The sequence below is a fragment of the Campylobacter concisus genome (assembly GCF_003048905.1).
Taxonomy (GTDB): Bacteria; Campylobacterota; Campylobacteria; order Campylobacterales; family Campylobacteraceae; genus Campylobacter_A; species Campylobacter_A concisus_V.
In genome coordinates this window covers 546,544-561,578 of the sequence record NZ_PIRO01000001.1, presented here as the reverse complement: position 1 = coordinate 561,578, position 15,035 = coordinate 546,544, and the positions used below count along the sequence as shown (strand labels likewise).

The 15,035-nt window shown below is 37.3% G+C and carries 18 protein-coding genes and 1 tRNA gene; 18 read left to right on the top strand and 1 reads right to left on the bottom strand.

The genetic code is table 11. The annotated features are described in order from the left end of the window. Positions 1 to 6 precede the first annotated feature (6 nt). The 7 genes from CVS95_RS02865 (at position 7) to CVS95_RS02835 (ending at position 5,917) form a co-directional block, all read left to right on the top strand. Positions 7 to 1,050, top strand: a complete 1,044-nt coding sequence (locus CVS95_RS02865) for a glycosyltransferase family 4 protein (protein ID WP_107695929.1) — start codon at positions 7 to 9, stop codon at positions 1,048 to 1,050. Next, positions 1,047 to 1,991 carry a lipopolysaccharide heptosyltransferase II gene (gene waaF / locus CVS95_RS02860; RefSeq protein ID WP_107695492.1) on the top strand — a complete coding sequence of 315 codons (945 nt, stop codon included), beginning with the start codon at positions 1,047 to 1,049 and terminating at the stop codon, positions 1,989 to 1,991. The genes CVS95_RS02865 and waaF overlap by 4 nt, the downstream gene beginning before the upstream one ends. A 135-nt stretch (positions 1,992 to 2,126) precedes the next feature. Further along, positions 2,127 to 2,555: a TonB-system energizer ExbB gene (gene exbB, locus CVS95_RS02855; RefSeq protein ID WP_054196205.1), complete on the top strand. Its 429-nt coding sequence runs from the start codon at positions 2,127 to 2,129 to the stop codon at positions 2,553 to 2,555. Further along, positions 2,542 to 2,925 (top strand): TonB system transport protein ExbD, encoded by a 384-nt coding sequence (exbD, locus tag CVS95_RS02850; protein ID WP_072593836.1) that lies wholly within the window; start codon positions 2,542 to 2,544, stop codon positions 2,923 to 2,925. The genes exbB and exbD overlap by 14 nt, the downstream gene beginning before the upstream one ends. Then, on the top strand, positions 2,900 to 3,676 hold the full coding sequence (locus tag CVS95_RS02845) for an energy transducer TonB (RefSeq protein WP_107695491.1): 777 nt from the start codon (positions 2,900 to 2,902) through the stop codon (positions 3,674 to 3,676). Before exbD ends, CVS95_RS02845 begins: the two co-directional genes overlap by 26 nt. A gap of 151 nt (positions 3,677 to 3,827) precedes the next feature. Continuing rightward, positions 3,828 to 3,903: transfer RNA gene (locus tag CVS95_RS02840), tRNA-Phe, on the top strand. A gap of 346 nt (positions 3,904 to 4,249) precedes the next feature. Beyond that, positions 4,250 to 5,917 carry an anaerobic C4-dicarboxylate transporter gene (locus tag CVS95_RS02835; RefSeq protein WP_087585498.1) on the top strand — a complete coding sequence of 556 codons (1,668 nt, stop codon included), beginning with the start codon at positions 4,250 to 4,252 and terminating at the stop codon, positions 5,915 to 5,917. 51 nt (positions 5,918 to 5,968) lie between these two features. Here the strand turns inward: CVS95_RS02835 and flhB are convergent, their stop codons facing one another. Next, positions 5,969 to 7,042, bottom strand: coding sequence for a flagellar biosynthesis protein FlhB (flhB, locus tag CVS95_RS02830; RefSeq protein ID WP_035167257.1), 1,074 nt, complete (start codon positions 7,040 to 7,042; stop codon positions 5,969 to 5,971). 132 nt (positions 7,043 to 7,174) lie between these two features. On the opposite strand from flhB, the gene CVS95_RS02825 reads away from it, so the two are divergent. The 11 genes from CVS95_RS02825 (at position 7,175) to CVS95_RS02775 (ending at position 15,031) form a co-directional block, all read left to right on the top strand. Next, positions 7,175 to 8,137, top strand: a complete 963-nt coding sequence (locus CVS95_RS02825; protein WP_107695490.1) for a hypothetical protein — start codon at positions 7,175 to 7,177, stop codon at positions 8,135 to 8,137. Positions 8,138 to 8,244: 107 nt separating this feature from the next. Then, positions 8,245 to 8,559, top strand: coding sequence for a 50S ribosomal protein L21 (gene rplU, locus CVS95_RS02820; protein ID WP_021090648.1), 315 nt, complete (start codon positions 8,245 to 8,247; stop codon positions 8,557 to 8,559). 11 nt (positions 8,560 to 8,570) lie between these two features. After that, entirely contained in the window at positions 8,571 to 8,828 is a 258-nt protein-coding gene (gene rpmA, locus CVS95_RS02815) for a 50S ribosomal protein L27 (protein WP_002942569.1), read from the top strand. A 224-nt stretch (positions 8,829 to 9,052) separates the two neighbouring features. After that, positions 9,053 to 10,111: a GTPase ObgE gene (gene obgE, locus CVS95_RS02810; protein ID WP_107695489.1), complete on the top strand. Its 1,059-nt coding sequence runs from the start codon at positions 9,053 to 9,055 to the stop codon at positions 10,109 to 10,111. A 46-nt stretch (positions 10,112 to 10,157) separates the two neighbouring features. After that, the gene (locus CVS95_RS09620) at positions 10,158 to 10,340 is read left to right on the top strand and encodes a hypothetical protein (RefSeq protein WP_199906329.1); all 183 of its coding nucleotides are present in this window, start codon (positions 10,158 to 10,160) and stop codon (positions 10,338 to 10,340) included. A gap of 170 nt (positions 10,341 to 10,510) precedes the next feature. Further along, a complete protein-coding gene (gene fmt, locus CVS95_RS02800; RefSeq protein ID WP_107695488.1) occupies positions 10,511 to 11,416 on the top strand; it encodes a methionyl-tRNA formyltransferase in 906 nt (301 codons plus the stop codon). Between the two features lie 16 nt (positions 11,417 to 11,432). Beyond that, on the top strand, positions 11,433 to 12,221 hold the full coding sequence (gene thiD / locus CVS95_RS02795) for a bifunctional hydroxymethylpyrimidine kinase/phosphomethylpyrimidine kinase (RefSeq protein WP_107695487.1): 789 nt from the start codon (positions 11,433 to 11,435) through the stop codon (positions 12,219 to 12,221). A gap of 1 nt (position 12,222) precedes the next feature. Further along, on the top strand, positions 12,223 to 12,858 hold the full coding sequence (locus CVS95_RS02790; protein WP_107695486.1) for a biotin--[acetyl-CoA-carboxylase] ligase: 636 nt from the start codon (positions 12,223 to 12,225) through the stop codon (positions 12,856 to 12,858). After that, positions 12,855 to 13,637, top strand: a complete 783-nt coding sequence (locus CVS95_RS02785) for a ParA family protein (protein WP_021090449.1) — start codon at positions 12,855 to 12,857, stop codon at positions 13,635 to 13,637. Before CVS95_RS02790 ends, CVS95_RS02785 begins: the two co-directional genes overlap by 4 nt. A gap of 15 nt (positions 13,638 to 13,652) precedes the next feature. Next, positions 13,653 to 14,513: a ParB/RepB/Spo0J family partition protein gene (locus tag CVS95_RS02780; RefSeq protein ID WP_072593827.1), complete on the top strand. Its 861-nt coding sequence runs from the start codon at positions 13,653 to 13,655 to the stop codon at positions 14,511 to 14,513. A 95-nt stretch (positions 14,514 to 14,608) separates the two neighbouring features. Then, a complete protein-coding gene (locus tag CVS95_RS02775; protein ID WP_054196218.1) occupies positions 14,609 to 15,031 on the top strand; it encodes a FoF1 ATP synthase subunit B' in 423 nt (140 codons plus the stop codon). Positions 15,032 to 15,035: the final 4 nt, after the last annotated feature.

The following is a 15,035-nucleotide window of genomic DNA, read 5'->3' as shown; positions in this document are numbered from 1 at the left end:
GAGGTCATGAAAAAAATAGTTTTTTTACGTATCAATCCAAACGCAGTCGGTGGTGCCGAACGCTATTTAAGAAGGCTTACTAAAGCCCTAAAAGACGTAGGTATAGACACTTCTATACGTTCATATCTAGGAGAGGCTAGGATCTCGTCATGGAAAAAGGCTTTGAGATTTAATGCCCAGGTAAAACGCCAGAAACAAAGCGATGAGGTATATTTTAGCTTGGAGCGAGTGAGCTGCGCAGATATTTATAGAGCAGGGGACGGCGTGCATAAAATTTATCGTGCCACAAAGCCATTTTGGTGGGTTAATCCTCTAAATTTTGTCTATCCATATCTAGAAAAACGTTGCTTTAAAAATTCTAAAAAGATAATCGCAAATTCAAACTACATAAAAGAGCAAATCATTTCAGCTTACGGTGTCGATGAGTCAAAGATCGTTACCATTTACAACGGTATAAATTTGCCACAAAAGGTAGAAAAAGGAGAAGCAAAACTTAGCATATGTGAAGAATTTGGACTTGATTATAATTTACCAATTGTGCTTTTTGTTGGAAATGGCTTTAAAAGAAAAGGAGCAAAGGACTTTTTGCTTCTTGTCTCAAAGCTAAAAACGCCAGTAAATGCGCTAATAGTAGGCAAAGATAAAAATTTAAATTCATATAAGAAGCTAGCAAAAAAGCTAAAGATAAATGCATTTTTTACGGGTGAGCAAAAAATGACTGCAAAATTTTATGAAGCAAGCGATATTTTTATATTTCCAACACACTATGAGCCATTTTCAAATGTCGTTCTAGAGGCGCTTAGCTTTAAAAATATTGTCTTTACAACGGCTCAAAATGGGGCAGCTGAAATTTTAGAAAATCGTTTTGTTATGCGTGAACCAAATGATGAAAGTATACTGGAGCTAGTGGAGCAGGTGCTTAATGATAATGATATGATGAGAGAGCTGCAAGAGAAGTCATTTTTACTTTCGCAAAAATTTAGTATAGAAGAAAATGCAAGCAAAACTCTTGAAATCATAAACGAAGTGCTAAATTTGGAGCAAAAGTGAGAGTGTTTATAGAGCTTCCAACTTGGCTTGGTGATGCTGTGATGGCGAGTGCAGCGATAGAAAATTTAAGCAAAAATGCTAAAAATATTGTATTTTTTGGCTCTTACGTGGCCTGTGAGCTTTACAAATTACATCCAAAGTGCGAAAAAGTAGTCATTGACGATAGTAAAAAGCAAAACTCAAGATATTTAAGTCTTATAAAAACAGCTCGCAAGCTTGGAAAATTTGATATTGCTATTAGTTTTAGAAGCTCATTTGCTAGTAAATTCTTGCTATTTTTTCTAAAAGCAACGCAAAAATTTTGCTTTAAAAAGAGTAGCGAGAGCTTGCATCAGGTGCAAAAATATCTAAATTTCATAAAGCAAAGCCTAAATTTAAAAGAAATTTCAAACGAACTAAAAATTTATTATGAAGCTAAAAAAAGCGAGCAAAAACTCCTCGTGCTAAATCCAGGTGCTAGCTACGGAAGTGCTAAAAGGTGGTATCCACACTATTTTGCAGAGGTTGCATTGCACTTTAAAGATAAATTTGATGTAAAGATCACTGGCTCAAAAGCTGAGCTTGAGATCTGCAATGAAATCGAGCAAATGCTCTTACAAAATGGTATGAAATGTGAAAATTTAGCCGGAAAAACAAGCATAAAAGAGCTTTGTGAACTAATAGGTTCTATAAAAAATGGCATCTTTTTGACAAACGATAGTGGTCCTATGCATATCGCAGCCGCCTATAAAGTGCCACTTGTGGCTCTTTTTGGACCGACTAAATTTAAAGAGACTAGCCCATGGCAAGATGAAAGCGCAAAGATAGTGCATTTAAATTTAGAGTGTATGCCATGCATGAAGCGAGTGTGTCCCATAAAAACACATGCCTGTATGAAGGAGCTTACGCCAAAAATAGTCATCACTGAAATAGAGCTGCTAAGAAAAAAATTAAATTTTTGAAATTCTAAACATAATTAAATATATACATACATAATTAAAAATTTTAGTTTTTATTTGATTACATTTTTACTAAACATTTGACATTGGTTATCAATATAGCTATAATCACGCAAAAATTTTTACTAAGAAGGTATTATGGAGCTAATTAAACATCACATTGATCATGTAATTATTGCGATTTTAGGCATTATGAGTTTTTTTGTACTTTGGTATACAATTGAGCGTATTATTTTTTATTCACGCGTTGATATAAAAGGCTACAAAAGTATCGAATCGCTTGAAGAAGCACTAACCAAAAATTTAACCACACTTTACATTATCTACTCAAATGCACCATATGTAGGACTTCTTGGTACAGTTGCTGGAATTATGATCACATTTTATGATATGGGTATGGCGGGCGGAATCGATACTAAAAGCATAATGGTCGGCCTCTCTCTTGCGCTAAAAGCAACTGCTTTTGGACTACTTGTGGCGATACCAACTTTGATGATTTACAATGGTTTTGTCAGAAAAGTAGATGTAATGCTAAATAGATACAAGGCTGAAAATGCGTCTAAATAAAAAAGATGGGTTAAATATTGTCCCATTTATTGATATTATGCTTGTTTTGCTTGCTATCGTGCTTAGCATCTCGACTTTTATTGCTCAAGGTAAGATAGCTATTGATCTTCCAAGCGCAAACAGTGCCGAGCAAAGTAAAGAGGACGATAAAAAGGTAAGCGTAGTAATTGATAAGGATAATAAATTTTTTATAGATGATGTAGAAATTTCTGAGAACGAACTTAAAGATAAGTTAAATGCGGTTGATATAAAGACATTGATCGAACTAAAAAGCGATAAAAATTCGAAATTTGATAGCTTTGTCAAAGTAATTGATATATTAAAAGAGAAGGGCCACGAAAATTTTGCAATCCAAACAATCTCTGAATAAAATTTCAAATTACAGCGGCTTAGCTGTTTCGCTTATAGTGCATGGAGCAGCAGTATATTTTTTGCTTTCACATAATTTTGATGAGATAAAAATAGGAGAGCAAAAACCGATAAAAATAGCTCTTAATTCATTTACTCCAGTGCCACAAGTCTCAGCACCTCAAATAGCGGAGCAAATGCTTATCCCAGAGCCAACTCCACCAGCTCCACCGCCACCACCAGAGCCACCAAAACCTGAGCCAAAGCCAGAACCAAAACCTGAACCTAAAAAGGTGGAGAAACCAAAGCGTGAAATAAAAAAGGTAGAGCCTAAAAAAGAGAAAAAAATAGAGCCTAAGCCTGAACCGGTAATTGCTCAGCCAGTGCAGCCTATTGTACCGCCAGCTAGTGTAAATACAAATTTACCAGCCAATAACAAGTCTATCGCTGCAGCTCCAGTTCAAAATATAACACCTGAGCTAAATTTATCAAATTCACAAGGCGATGAAGATTTTACGAAAGTTATAATCGCAGTTAAGAGACATAAAAGTTACCCAAATAATGCTAGACGTATGAAGCATCAAGGTGTTGTAGAGGTTAGATTTTTACTCAAGCAAGACGGTAGTATAGATGAACTTAAAGTTAGTAAAAGTTCTGGTTTCGAGTCGCTTGATAATGGTGCTTTAGAAAATATTCAAAGAGCAAGTTCTGAGTTTCCAAAGCCTAAACAAGATCGTTATCTGCGCTTTCCTATTTCATATACACTAAAATAAATTACAAGCTTATTTAAGCTCGTAATTTATTAGAATTTCTTTTATATCTCAAGTCAAAATAGAAAAACATAACTTATTTTATTTAAAAAAGTGTGTATTTTAAACTTGCTTTAAATATTAAACATGTATAATCTGAATTTCTTTAACGGGTGGTTGGATAGCTCAGTCGGTAGAGCAGCAGACTGAAAATCTGCGTGTCGGCAGTTCGATTCTGCCTCTAACCACCATTTAAACTTTTCTTAAATATTAATCCTTTTTCTTTTATCTCTGTTGAACTTCGTATTTATAAGGCTTTTATGATATTTTTCTAGATTATTTATAAAATTTAAATAAATTTTTATTATTAATAAATTTAAAATATAACAATGCTATTTTTATCTTATATATTCTAAGACAAATAAAATCTTCAAGATCAAAAAATTTTTGCAAAAGACAATCTTGTAAAAATTTATCCTAAATAAGCTTTTTAATCAAAATATTATATTTATATCAAGTTATCCTTAAAATATAAGTTTAATCTAAATCCATAAGAGATATAATCTTGGTTAAATTTATATTAACTTAGGAGGTTTCATGGATTTTCTCATGAATTTAAGTGAAGGCATGCAGTTTGCTATCCAGCTTCTGATCGTCCTTATATGTTTGTTCTACGGAGCTAAAAAAGGCGGTATCGCGCTTGGCATGCTAGGTGGTATCGGTCTTATAGTTCTCGTTTTTGGATTTAACATCGAGCCTGGTAAGCCAGCTATTGATGTTATGCTAACTATCCTTGCTGTCGTTGTGGCAAGTGCTACGCTTCAAGCTAGTGGTGGTCTTGATGTTATGCTTCAAATAGCAGAAACTATACTTAGAAAAAATCCAAAATATGTAAGTATCTTGGCTCCTTTTGTAACATGTACACTTACTATTTTATGCGGTACTGGACACGTTGTTTATACCGTGCTTCCTATCGTTTATGATATTGCTATCAAAAATGGTATCCGCCCAGAGCGACCAATGGCAGCAAGTTCGATAGCCTCACAAATGGGTATCATCGCTAGCCCAGTTTCAGTTGCTGTTGTAACTCTTACAAGCTTTCTTATTAATGCTAAAACTCACCTAGCTGGCTTTGATGGGTATTTAGATCTTTTAAAGATTACGATTCCATCAACATTTTGTGGCGTTTTGGCGGTAGGAATTTTTAGCTGGTTTAGAGGCAAAGATCTTGATAAAGACGAAGTATTTCAAACAAAGCTTCAAGATCCTGAGTTTAAAAAATATGTTTATGGCGATAGTGCGACACTTTTAGGTAAAAAGCTTCCTGGCTATCAATGGGCTGCGATGTGGATATTTTTAGGCTCTATCCTTGTAGTTGCGCTTCTTGGATATTTTAAAGATCTTCGCCCAAGCTGGACTACTTACAAAGACGCAACAGTCGTTCAAGTAATAGCCAACCTTCCAACTGAGCAAAAAGTCTTAAAAACCTTAAAAATAAAAGACGCTAGCATCCAAACAGAGGCGGCTGAGCTAAAAGTAGCAAACGATAAGCTAAATGCTAACCAAAAAGCTCAATCGGTCAAAATCATCGGCAAAGATGCAAATCAAACTCTTACTCGCACAGCTGATGGTGCAGTAACATATATAAATGAAAAAGGCGCAAAAGAAGAATTCCAAGGTGCTTACATTAATATAAGCAACAAACAAGCATCTTCAAAGAGCTTAAGCATGGTTCATGTCATCCAAATTTTCATGCTTTTAACTGGCGCTATCATTTTAATCTTTACACCAACAGATGCTAGCAAGATCGGTAAAAACGAGATATTTAGATCAGGCATGATCGCTCTTGTTGCAGTATTTGGTATCTCTTGGATGGCTGAGACTATGTTTGCAGTGCATACTCCGATGATGAAAGAGGCGCTAGGAAGCATCGTAAAAGAGCACCCTTGGACTTATGCGGTTATGCTTTTGATTATCTCAAAATTTGTAAATTCTCAAGCTGCGGCCTTGGTTGCATTTGTGCCATTAGCATTAAATATTGATGTTAATCCTGCTATCATTCTAGCCTTTGCACCAGCTTGCTACGGATACTACATCCTGCCAACATATCCAAGCGACCTTGCGGCTATCCAGTTTGATAGAAGCGGTACGACACATATTGGTAAATTTGTTATCAATCACAGCTTTATCATTCCGGGTCTTATTGGCGTTATATCCTCTTGTATATTTGGCTATATTTTTGCAACTGCTTTTGGATATCTATAATAGATAAATTCTCTTGCTGCTAGTAACTTCTAGCAGCAAGAGTAGAATTTATCAAAGCTTATCTTTAAATTTTTGTTTATTGCTCATATAAACGAAGCTTAGCACCTCGGCTACGGCTCTAAAAAGATGTGCTGGTATCGTATCATCGACTTCACAAATTTTATAAAGCTCTCTTGCGAGTGGCGGGTTTTCATAAATTTGCACACCATTTTCAACGGCTATTTTTTTGATTTGCAGCGCTAAAAAATCAACACCTTTGGCAAGTATTATCGGTGCTTCGTCGCGACTTTTATCATATCTTATCGCCACGGCGTAGTGAGTAGGGTTTGTGATGACTACGTCAGCTTGTGGGATATTTTGCATCATTCTACGTTTGGCTGCACGCATTTGTGCTTGACGAATTCTGCCTTTTACCTGCGGATCTCCTTCCATTTGCTTATACTCATCTTTTATCTCTTGCTTGCTCATACGAAGGTCTTTAAAGTATTGAAAACGCACAATGAGAAGGTCGATAAGTCCGATCACGAAAAGTATAAAAAGCATAACGCTAACTAGTATAATGAGCTTTTCTTTTAGCCAAGCAAGCTGATCAAACATAGAAAAAAAGAGCGTGTGTGGCAACTCCTTTATAAACTGCAAGAAAAAATAAAATCCAACTCCAAAGACGATGCTAACTTTTAGCACGATTTTGATGCTATCTATCACTTTTTTCATCGAGAATAAATTTTTTAGTCCCTTTAGTGGATTTATCTTGCCAAAATTTGGCATTATAGGCTTTGTGGTAAAGATAAATCCAAACTGCATTACATTTGCGATGACACCAGCGATCGCCACACAGATACAAACTGGAAGTATCATAAGAAGCGACCTTGCAAAGGTATTTACGACGATCATTTTTACAGTTGGCAAAGTCAGTGGCTGACCGATAAATTTTGAGTAGTAGATATAAAGTGAGATGATCTGTTCTTTCATAAAATTTAGCATCGCAAGCAGTACGCCAATAGCAATAACTAGGGTCACGAACCCGGCTAGATCCTGACTTTTGGGGACGTTACCATCCTTTTTGGCATCCTCTATCTTTTTGGGGGTCGCTTCTTCGGTTTTTTCCTGATCTTCGCCTGCCATCTTTATCCTAAGCTTGCTTAAATTTGGGGCAATTATAACCAAAACAAGGTTAAAATATCCGCTAAAGCCACCTTTCGCACGTGGAAATTAGGCGTTTTTGGCTAAAATTAGCAAAAATAAGGAGCACACAAAATGTCATTTTTAGAAGGCTTGTTTAACATTTTTAGAGCCAAAAAACCACCAAAAAGCGACGAAGAGCTACTTTTAGACGAGTATGCGATGATTTACACTGAAATAAAAGAGAAAAATTTAAACGAATACGACTTTTTATGTGAGCTCATACGATTACTCTCTTTTTCAAGAGCTAGATGCTACGACATTTACCTTGAAAAGTGCCTAGCTGATGGCAACGCCGAGGCACTAAATGATCTCATTTTTCAATACGCTAAGCTAAATTTACTCCCAGGATGCAGCGGTGGATATGATCAGTGCGAGAAGCTCATACCGGCATTTTTTGCTATCGCTTGTGGCGACACAGATAGTATGGCAAGGATCTTTCCAAAAGGCCTGCCACCTAGCAAAAACGGCTATAAATTTCTATGCGTTATGCATGATCTGCTAACGGCGATGCTTTGGCAAGATGAAAATTTACTTGCCCCTGCCCTAGAAAAAGCTCGCAATTTTGCAGAGTCCAAAAAGCCAGCAAACGAAAGAGAGGCGGTTAAATTTGTGCTTGCCTTGCATGAAAAAGATACGGCCGCTATGAGTGAGCATTTGCAGAAATTTTGCTCTACATTTGGCAGGACAGATGCGCCTAAATTTGAAAAACGCCTCTACATCTTTGCGCATGGACTTCACGCTTTGGCGCGTTACTTTTTGCCATTTGATCTTTTTAAAGAGATAAAGCTTCCAAAGAATAAAAATTTTAGTAAATTTTACGCGCAAAGGCTTTTTCAAAGTGAAATTCCTAAGCCAAAACTTTATTTTGTCTTACCGCCTGAGCTTGAACTGATAAATGTGATCTTAAGCGCACCAGTAGCCAAGACGCTGATATATCAGCCACATTTGCCAAATGACAAAACATTTTTCTTAGATCATACATCTATGATAAGAAATTTAGCCGATGAGATCATAAGATCAGGGGCATTAAAGTAGAATTTATAAACTTTTGGCTAATATTCACACCTTATAACCAACAAAGCTCCATAAATCTTTTGTAAAAAAGTGCTTTTTGGTCTTACCAAATTTTAGAAAGGTAGAGTATGTCAAAATACGCTATATTTAAGCATGGCGGTAAGCAATATCGTGTTAGCGAGGGCGAGTACCTTAAGCTAGATCACTTTAGTGCTGAAGCTAAATCAACCGTTGAGATTACAGAAGTTTTAGCTGTAAATGACGGCGAAGTAAAGGTAGGTGCGCCATTTGTGAAGGGTGCAAAAGTTGTTCTTGAGGTCGTAAATGAAGGCAAAGACAAAAAAGTAGTTATCTACAAAAAACGCAGACGTAAAGACTCAAAATTAAAACGCGGCTTTAGAAGACAATTTACACGTGTAAAAGTCGTAAGTATCGCAGCTTAAGGAGATAAGATATGGCACACAAAAAAGGTCAAGGTTCAACCCAAAATAACCGTGATAGTATCGGACGCCGATTAGGTGTTAAGAAATTTGGTGGTGAGTTCGTTCGTGCTGGTAATATAATCATCCGCCAAAGAGGAACAGCAACTCACGCTGGAAATAACGTAGGTCTTGGCAAAGACCACACAATTTTTGCATTAGTCGATGGCTTTGTAAAATTTGAAAGACTTGATAAAAACAGAAAAAAAGTATCTGTTTATCCAGCTGCATAATACCAGGGGCGAAAGCCCCTTTCTTTCTTAAAATTATTCAAAAATCAAAATTTTTATTTAGTGTTTAGAATTTTTCAAATAGCTGTTTGAGAGAAATTTTAAATCAATCACAACTCTATATTTCGAGCTTCATGGTACTTATATTTGCTTTATTTTAATCAAGATATCACGATTTATTTTCAGTAAAGTTGGATATAATCCAAATAAAAAATTTAAGGTAAAAAATGTTTATAGATAGTGCAAAATTGACTCTAAGTTCGGGGCATGGTGGAGCTGGAGCTGTGAGTTTTCGCCGCGAAAAACACGTCATTTTAGGCGGTCCTGATGGCGGAGACGGCGGAGACGGCGGAGACGTTTATTTTATTTGTGACAACAATACCCACACTTTAGCAAATTATAAGGGTAAAAGAGCCATGAAGGCTGGCAATGGTGAAGCTGGCATGGGCAAGCGAATGACTGGCAAAAAGGGCGAAAATTTAGAACTCATAGTCCCTCCTGGCACAGCTGTTTATGACGCACAGACAAATGAACTACTCTGTGATATAGTTATCGAGGGCCAAAAGACGCTATTTTTAAAGGGCGGTAAAGGCGGACTCGGAAATTTTCACTTTAAAAACTCTATCAATCAAGCTCCAGAATACGCACAAAAAGGCATGCCTGAAGAGAGCGTGGAGGTCAGGCTTGAGCTAAAGCTGATCGCTGACGTGGGTCTTGTTGGCTTCCCAAATGTCGGCAAATCAACCCTCATTTCAGCCGTCTCAAACGCCAAACCACAGATCGCAAACTACGAATTTACCACGCTTACGCCAAAGCTTGGACTTGTTGAGGTTGATGAGTTTAGCGGCTTTGTCATGGCTGATATCCCTGGTATCATTGAGGGAGCTAGCGACGGACGCGGCCTTGGCGTGCAGTTTTTAAAGCACATCGAGAGAAATAAAATTTTGCTTTTCATGATAGATAGTGCGAATTACAGAAGCATGAGCGAGCAGTTTAGCGTGCTAAAAGAGGAGGTTGCTAAATTTTCAAGCGTACTTGCCAGCAGGGATTACGCTATCGCGATCACCAGAGTTGATGCGGCGGAAAATTTAGATGAAAATATAAGCGAATTTATGAAAAGCATAAATTTAGAGCCAAAACAAGATGGTAAATTTGTCTATAAGCAAGACCTATACAGCTTTGACGCGAAAAAACCATACTTTGTTTTACCGATCTCGTCAGCGACAAACGAGAACATCGACGAACTTAAATTTGCACTGCTTGAGCTACTAAAAAAAGATCTTTGAGTTGAGACTTTTTAGTGCTTTGAACTTAGAAATTTAAGAGTATAAAATGAAGAAAATTTTTTGCATTATGCTATTTTGCCTTAGCGCATATAGCTGTGATCCAGCCGATCCGGCATATATGTTTTTGGATTTTAATGATAATAATCGCGACGGCGCGCTAAATTTAGATGAATGGATGGCCTGCAAAGCGCCCCAACCTCTAAAAAGTAGCGCCAGATCTATGTACTAGTGAGGAATTTAAAAGGCTGGATCTTGATCGTAGTGGCAAAGTTAACATTAATGAGCTAGGAAGTTTGATATTTCAAAAGATTGACTGGCAAGAAGATCCATGCGCCTCTTGGCTGACTGGCAGTGAAAACGTAGATTAAAATAAAAGTCGTTGAAATTTAAAGGAAAGTGATGAATGTAGTTTTTATGGGAACGCCTGATTATGCGGTTAGGATACTTAGGCACTTAAAAGAAGCTGGCTTTAATATAAAAGCAGTCTTTACCCAGCCTGATAAGCCAGTTGGCAGAAAGCAAATTTTAACCCCAAGTGAGGTCAAAATTTACGCTAAAAATGAGCTAGGAGGCGTGCCAGTCTTTACGCCAAATACGCTAAAAGATGAGGCGGTAGTTGCCGAGCTAAAGGCATTTAGCCCAGACTTTATCGTAGTGGCAGCTTATGGCAAAATTTTACCCAAGAGTGTCCTAGACGTCGCCACCTGTATAAATTTGCACGCCTCGATCTTGCCAAAATATAGAGGTGCGAGCCCTATACAAAGTGCGATCCTAGCTGGCGAGAAGCAAACAGGCGTGACTGCAATGCTAATGGACGCTGGCCTTGATACTGGCGATATGCTGGACTTCGTCTACACGCCTTGCGAGAGTAAGATGTCAAGTGAGCTTTTTAGTGAGCTAGGCGAGCTTGGCGGCGAGCTAATCGTCAAGGTGCTAAGAAATTTTGCAAATTTAAAGCCACAAAAGCAAGACGACGCACAGGCCACGCACTGCAAAAAGATAAGTAAAAGCGACGGACTTTTTAGCTTTGATGAAGATGCGGGGCAAATTTATAATAAATTTCGTGCGCTCACACCTTGGCCGGGGCTTTATCTAGCAAGCGGTCTTAAAATTTTATCGCTTGAGCTAAGCGAAAAAAGTGGCAAAAGTGGAGAAATTTTAAGCGTAGAAAAGGACCACGTAGTCGTTGCTTGCAAGGGTGGGGCGGTCAAAATTTACGAGCTTCAAGAGCCAAGCAAAAAGCCAACAAACGCAAAAGCATATATAAATGGTAAGCGTATTAGCGTTGGCGATGAATTAAAATAAATTTAAAGGAGCGGTTATGAAAAATGCGCTAAGTATAGCAGGAGTTGATCCAAGCGGCGGAGCTGGGGTTTTAGCTGATATAAAGGTATTTATAGCACACGGCGTATATGCGATGGGAGCGATCACAGCGGTCACTGCTCAAAATACAAAGGGCATATTTGGCATGCAGCTAGTTGAGACTAAGCTCATCGAGGATCAGATAAGAGCGATATTTGATGATATAAGAGTTGATGTGATAAAAATAGGCGTTGTCCCAAGCGTGGATATCATAAAATGCGTCGCCAAAACGCTAAGAGAGATCAAAAATTTACCACCAGTCGTGCTCGATCCTGTAATGAGCTGTAAAAATGGCGACATCTGGCTAGAGGGCGCTGCAAAAGACGCGATCGTGAAGGAGCTTTTTCCGCTTGCGAGCGTGATCACGCCAAATATCTTTGAAGCGCGTGAAATTTTAAAGCGTGAGCTAAAAGGCGAGGGCGAGCTAAAAGAGGCTTGCAAAGATCTTTTGAAATTTGGCACAAAAAGCGTCTATCTAAAGTGTGGCGAGATAGAAGGCAAGTCGCTTGATATATTTTATGATGGCAGTGAATATGAAATTTTTAGCGACGAGCGCATAAAAACGACTGCTACTCACGGCTCAGGCTGCTCGCTATCAAGTGCGATCGCTTCAAATTTAGCAAATGGCCAAAGCCTGAAAGAGAGCGTAAAAAATGCGCATGATTATATCTTTAACGCTATCAAAAACGCGGTCATCATTGGTGGCGGACAAAATCCGGTAAATCACTTCTATAAATTTAAGGTGTGATTTGAAAGTAGAGTTTTTCCAAAGTCTGCCTTCGACGCAGGAATTTTTGATAGAAGCCCTAAAAAACGGCGAGATAAAAGCTCCGTATATGGTTGTGGCGTATAATCAAACAAAAGGAGTCGGTAGCCGCGGCAACAGCTGGGAGGGACTTGGCGGAAATTTATTTATGTCGTTTTGCATAAGTGAAGATGAGCTGTCAAGCGACATACCACCGCCTTCGATCTCAATATATTTTTCTATGTTGATGCGTGAAGTCTTGAGCGAACTTGGCTCAAAGTGCTGGTTAAAATGGCCAAATGACTTTTATGTGGACGAGCGCAAGATAGGTGGCACTTTAACAAATAAAGTAGATGAAATTTACATTTGTGGCATGGGGATAAATTTAGCTAGCGCGCCTGAAAATGCGGGCATTTTGGATATAAAAACTAGCGTAGATGAGCTAGTTTGGGGCTTTATTAGCATGCTTGATAAAAAGATTTTATGGAAGCCAATTTTTAGCAAATTTAGGATAGACTTTTGCAAGTCAAAAGGTTTTATTACGCATATTGCAAATAGAGCTGTTTCGCTTCAGGATGCTGAAATTTGCGAGGATGGAGCGATATTATTAAACGGGGAAAAGGTATATTCGTTAAGATGAGCGAGATAATAACAATAGCTAACCAAAAAGGCGGCGTTGGCAAGACCACAACAGCCGTAAATTTAGCCGCATCACTGGCGGTTGCTGAGAAAAAAGTATTATTAATAGACATCGATCCACAGGCAAATGCGACAACTGGACTTGGTTTTAGCAGAAGTGACTATGAGTTTAACATTTATCACGTCTTAACAGATAGAAAAAAGCTCTCGCAAATCGTATTAAAAACTGAGATCCCAACACTTTTTTTGGCTCCGTCAAATATAGGGCTTGTCGGTATTGAACAAGAATTTAACGATCAAAATAAGGACTATAAACTAATCCTTAAAAATAAAATTTCAGAAGTTGTAAATGACTATGATTTTATCATCATCGATAGTCCTCCAGCACTTGGCAGCATCACGATAAATGCTCTTAGCGCAAGTGATAGTGTTATCATCCCGATTCAATGTGAATTTTACGCACTTGAGGGTTTGGCTCAAATTTTAAATACGGTTAAGATTATTAAGAAGACGATAAATCCAAAGCTAAATATAAAGGGATTTTTACCAACTATGTTTAGTTCGCAAAATAATCTCTCAAAAGAGACAATTGCAAATTTAAAGCAGCATTTTGAAAATAAGCTCTTTAAGAGTAAGGACAGCAAAGAGGAATTTGTGGTCGTTCCAAGAAATGTGAAACTTGCTGAAAGCCCAAGTTTTGGTAAGCCAGTGATACTTTATGATATAAAATCACCAGGCTCAATTGCGTATCAAAATTTGGCATATTGTATTTTAAACTAAAAATTAAGGAAAAAAATGGCGAAAAAAGGTGGATTAGGGCGAGGACTTAGCGCGATACTTGAAGATGTAGAGCAAGCCTACAGTAAAGAGATCGCAAATTTAAATGACTCTGAGATAGTCGAAGAGATAAATATAGATGAAATTTTGCCAAACCCATACCAGCCAAGAACACATTTTGACGAAGAGGCTTTAAAAGAGCTAAGTGCCAGCATCAAAAGGCACGGATTGATCCAGCCAATAATCGTCATCAAAAAAGATGATGGCTATATGTTAATAGCTGGTGAGCGCAGATACCGCGCTACAAAGATGCTTGGAGCAAGCAAGATAAAGGCAATCATCGCTGATATCAAGTCTCAAAATTTAAGAGAGCTTGCGCTTATTGAAAATATTCAACGTGAAAATTTAAATCCAATCGAACTTGCAAAGTCGTATAAAGAGCTCATAAATGAGTATAAGATCACACAAGATGGCTTGGCAAACATCATTCATAAAAGTAGAACACAAATAACAAATACGATGAGGCTTTTACTTCTTAGCGACTACACACAAAAACTTCTACAAGAAGATAAGCTCACACAAGGCCACGCTAAAGTCATAGTAGGACTTAGTACTGAAGAAGAAAAGATGGTTGTTGATACGATAATTGGTCAAAAGCTAAGTGTCAGAGATACGGAAATCTTGGTGAAAAAGATAAAAAATAAAGAAGAGATAAAAGACAAAAAGCCAAAAATTTCTGAGGAAATGAGTAAAAAACTATCAAATTTACAAGAAATTTTTAAAAATTTAAAGATAAAAGCAAAAGTAAAATCTAGCAATCTAGTTTTAGAATTTAATAATATTTCACAGGTGGAAGAATTTATTGCTAGGCTAAAATAGAATTACAAATTTATTTTTATTTTTAGTAATTTATTGTAAAATCAGACTTTAATTTGAATATTAAATAAAACTTAATGATAAAATAAGGAGAGTGGATGTTAGAAATAGATGTGCCATTGATGCTTTTAACGGCTGTCGTTTTCTTGGTATTGATCGCTATTTTGAATTCCTTGCTTTATAAGCCAATGCTCAAATTCATAGATGACAGAAATGCCTCTATAAAAAATGATGAAGAGAGTACTAGTAAAAATGCAAGTGATCTAAGTGTTCATGAAAAAGAGATTGAAGAGATTATATTAAACGCAAGGACTGAGGCCAATAAAATAAGGCAAGAAGCCTTAAATTTGGCAAAAGAAGAGTCTTTAAAAGAAGTAAATGCCGTAAAGAGTAGTTTAGAGGCTAATTATAATGAATTTTTAAATGCTCTAAGCTCTCAGAAAGATAACTTAAAGGCAGATCTATCAGCTAAACTACCTGAACTTAGAGCGGCTTTAAATGCCAAGCTCTCTAAAATTTAAAGGA

Excerpts from the sequence above, each read along its gene's own strand:
- CVS95_RS02865 (WP_107695929.1), top strand. The coding sequence starts at position 7 with ATGAAAAAAATAGTTTTTTTACGTATCAATCCAAACGCAGTCGGTGGT.
- exbB (WP_054196205.1), top strand. The coding sequence starts at position 2,127 with ATGGAGCTAATTAAACATCACATTGATCATGTAATTATTGCGATTTTA.
- exbD (WP_072593836.1), top strand. The coding sequence starts at position 2,542 with ATGCGTCTAAATAAAAAAGATGGGTTAAATATTGTCCCATTTATTGAT.
- CVS95_RS02835 (WP_087585498.1), top strand. The coding sequence starts at position 4,250 with ATGGATTTTCTCATGAATTTAAGTGAAGGCATGCAGTTTGCTATCCAG.
- flhB (WP_035167257.1), bottom strand. The coding sequence starts at position 7,042 with ATGGCAGGCGAAGATCAGGAAAAAACCGAAGAAGCGACCCCCAAAAAG.
- CVS95_RS02825 (WP_107695490.1), top strand. The coding sequence starts at position 7,175 with ATGTCATTTTTAGAAGGCTTGTTTAACATTTTTAGAGCCAAAAAACCA.
- rplU (WP_021090648.1), top strand. The coding sequence starts at position 8,245 with ATGTCAAAATACGCTATATTTAAGCATGGCGGTAAGCAATATCGTGTT.
- rpmA (WP_002942569.1), top strand. The coding sequence starts at position 8,571 with ATGGCACACAAAAAAGGTCAAGGTTCAACCCAAAATAACCGTGATAGT.
- obgE (WP_107695489.1), top strand. The coding sequence starts at position 9,053 with ATGTTTATAGATAGTGCAAAATTGACTCTAAGTTCGGGGCATGGTGGA.
- CVS95_RS09620 (WP_199906329.1), top strand. The coding sequence starts at position 10,158 with ATGAAGAAAATTTTTTGCATTATGCTATTTTGCCTTAGCGCATATAGC.
- fmt (WP_107695488.1), top strand. The coding sequence starts at position 10,511 with ATGAATGTAGTTTTTATGGGAACGCCTGATTATGCGGTTAGGATACTT.
- thiD (WP_107695487.1), top strand. The coding sequence starts at position 11,433 with ATGAAAAATGCGCTAAGTATAGCAGGAGTTGATCCAAGCGGCGGAGCT.
- CVS95_RS02785 (WP_021090449.1), top strand. The coding sequence starts at position 12,855 with ATGAGCGAGATAATAACAATAGCTAACCAAAAAGGCGGCGTTGGCAAG.
- CVS95_RS02780 (WP_072593827.1), top strand. The coding sequence starts at position 13,653 with ATGGCGAAAAAAGGTGGATTAGGGCGAGGACTTAGCGCGATACTTGAA.
- CVS95_RS02775 (WP_054196218.1), top strand. The coding sequence starts at position 14,609 with ATGTTAGAAATAGATGTGCCATTGATGCTTTTAACGGCTGTCGTTTTC.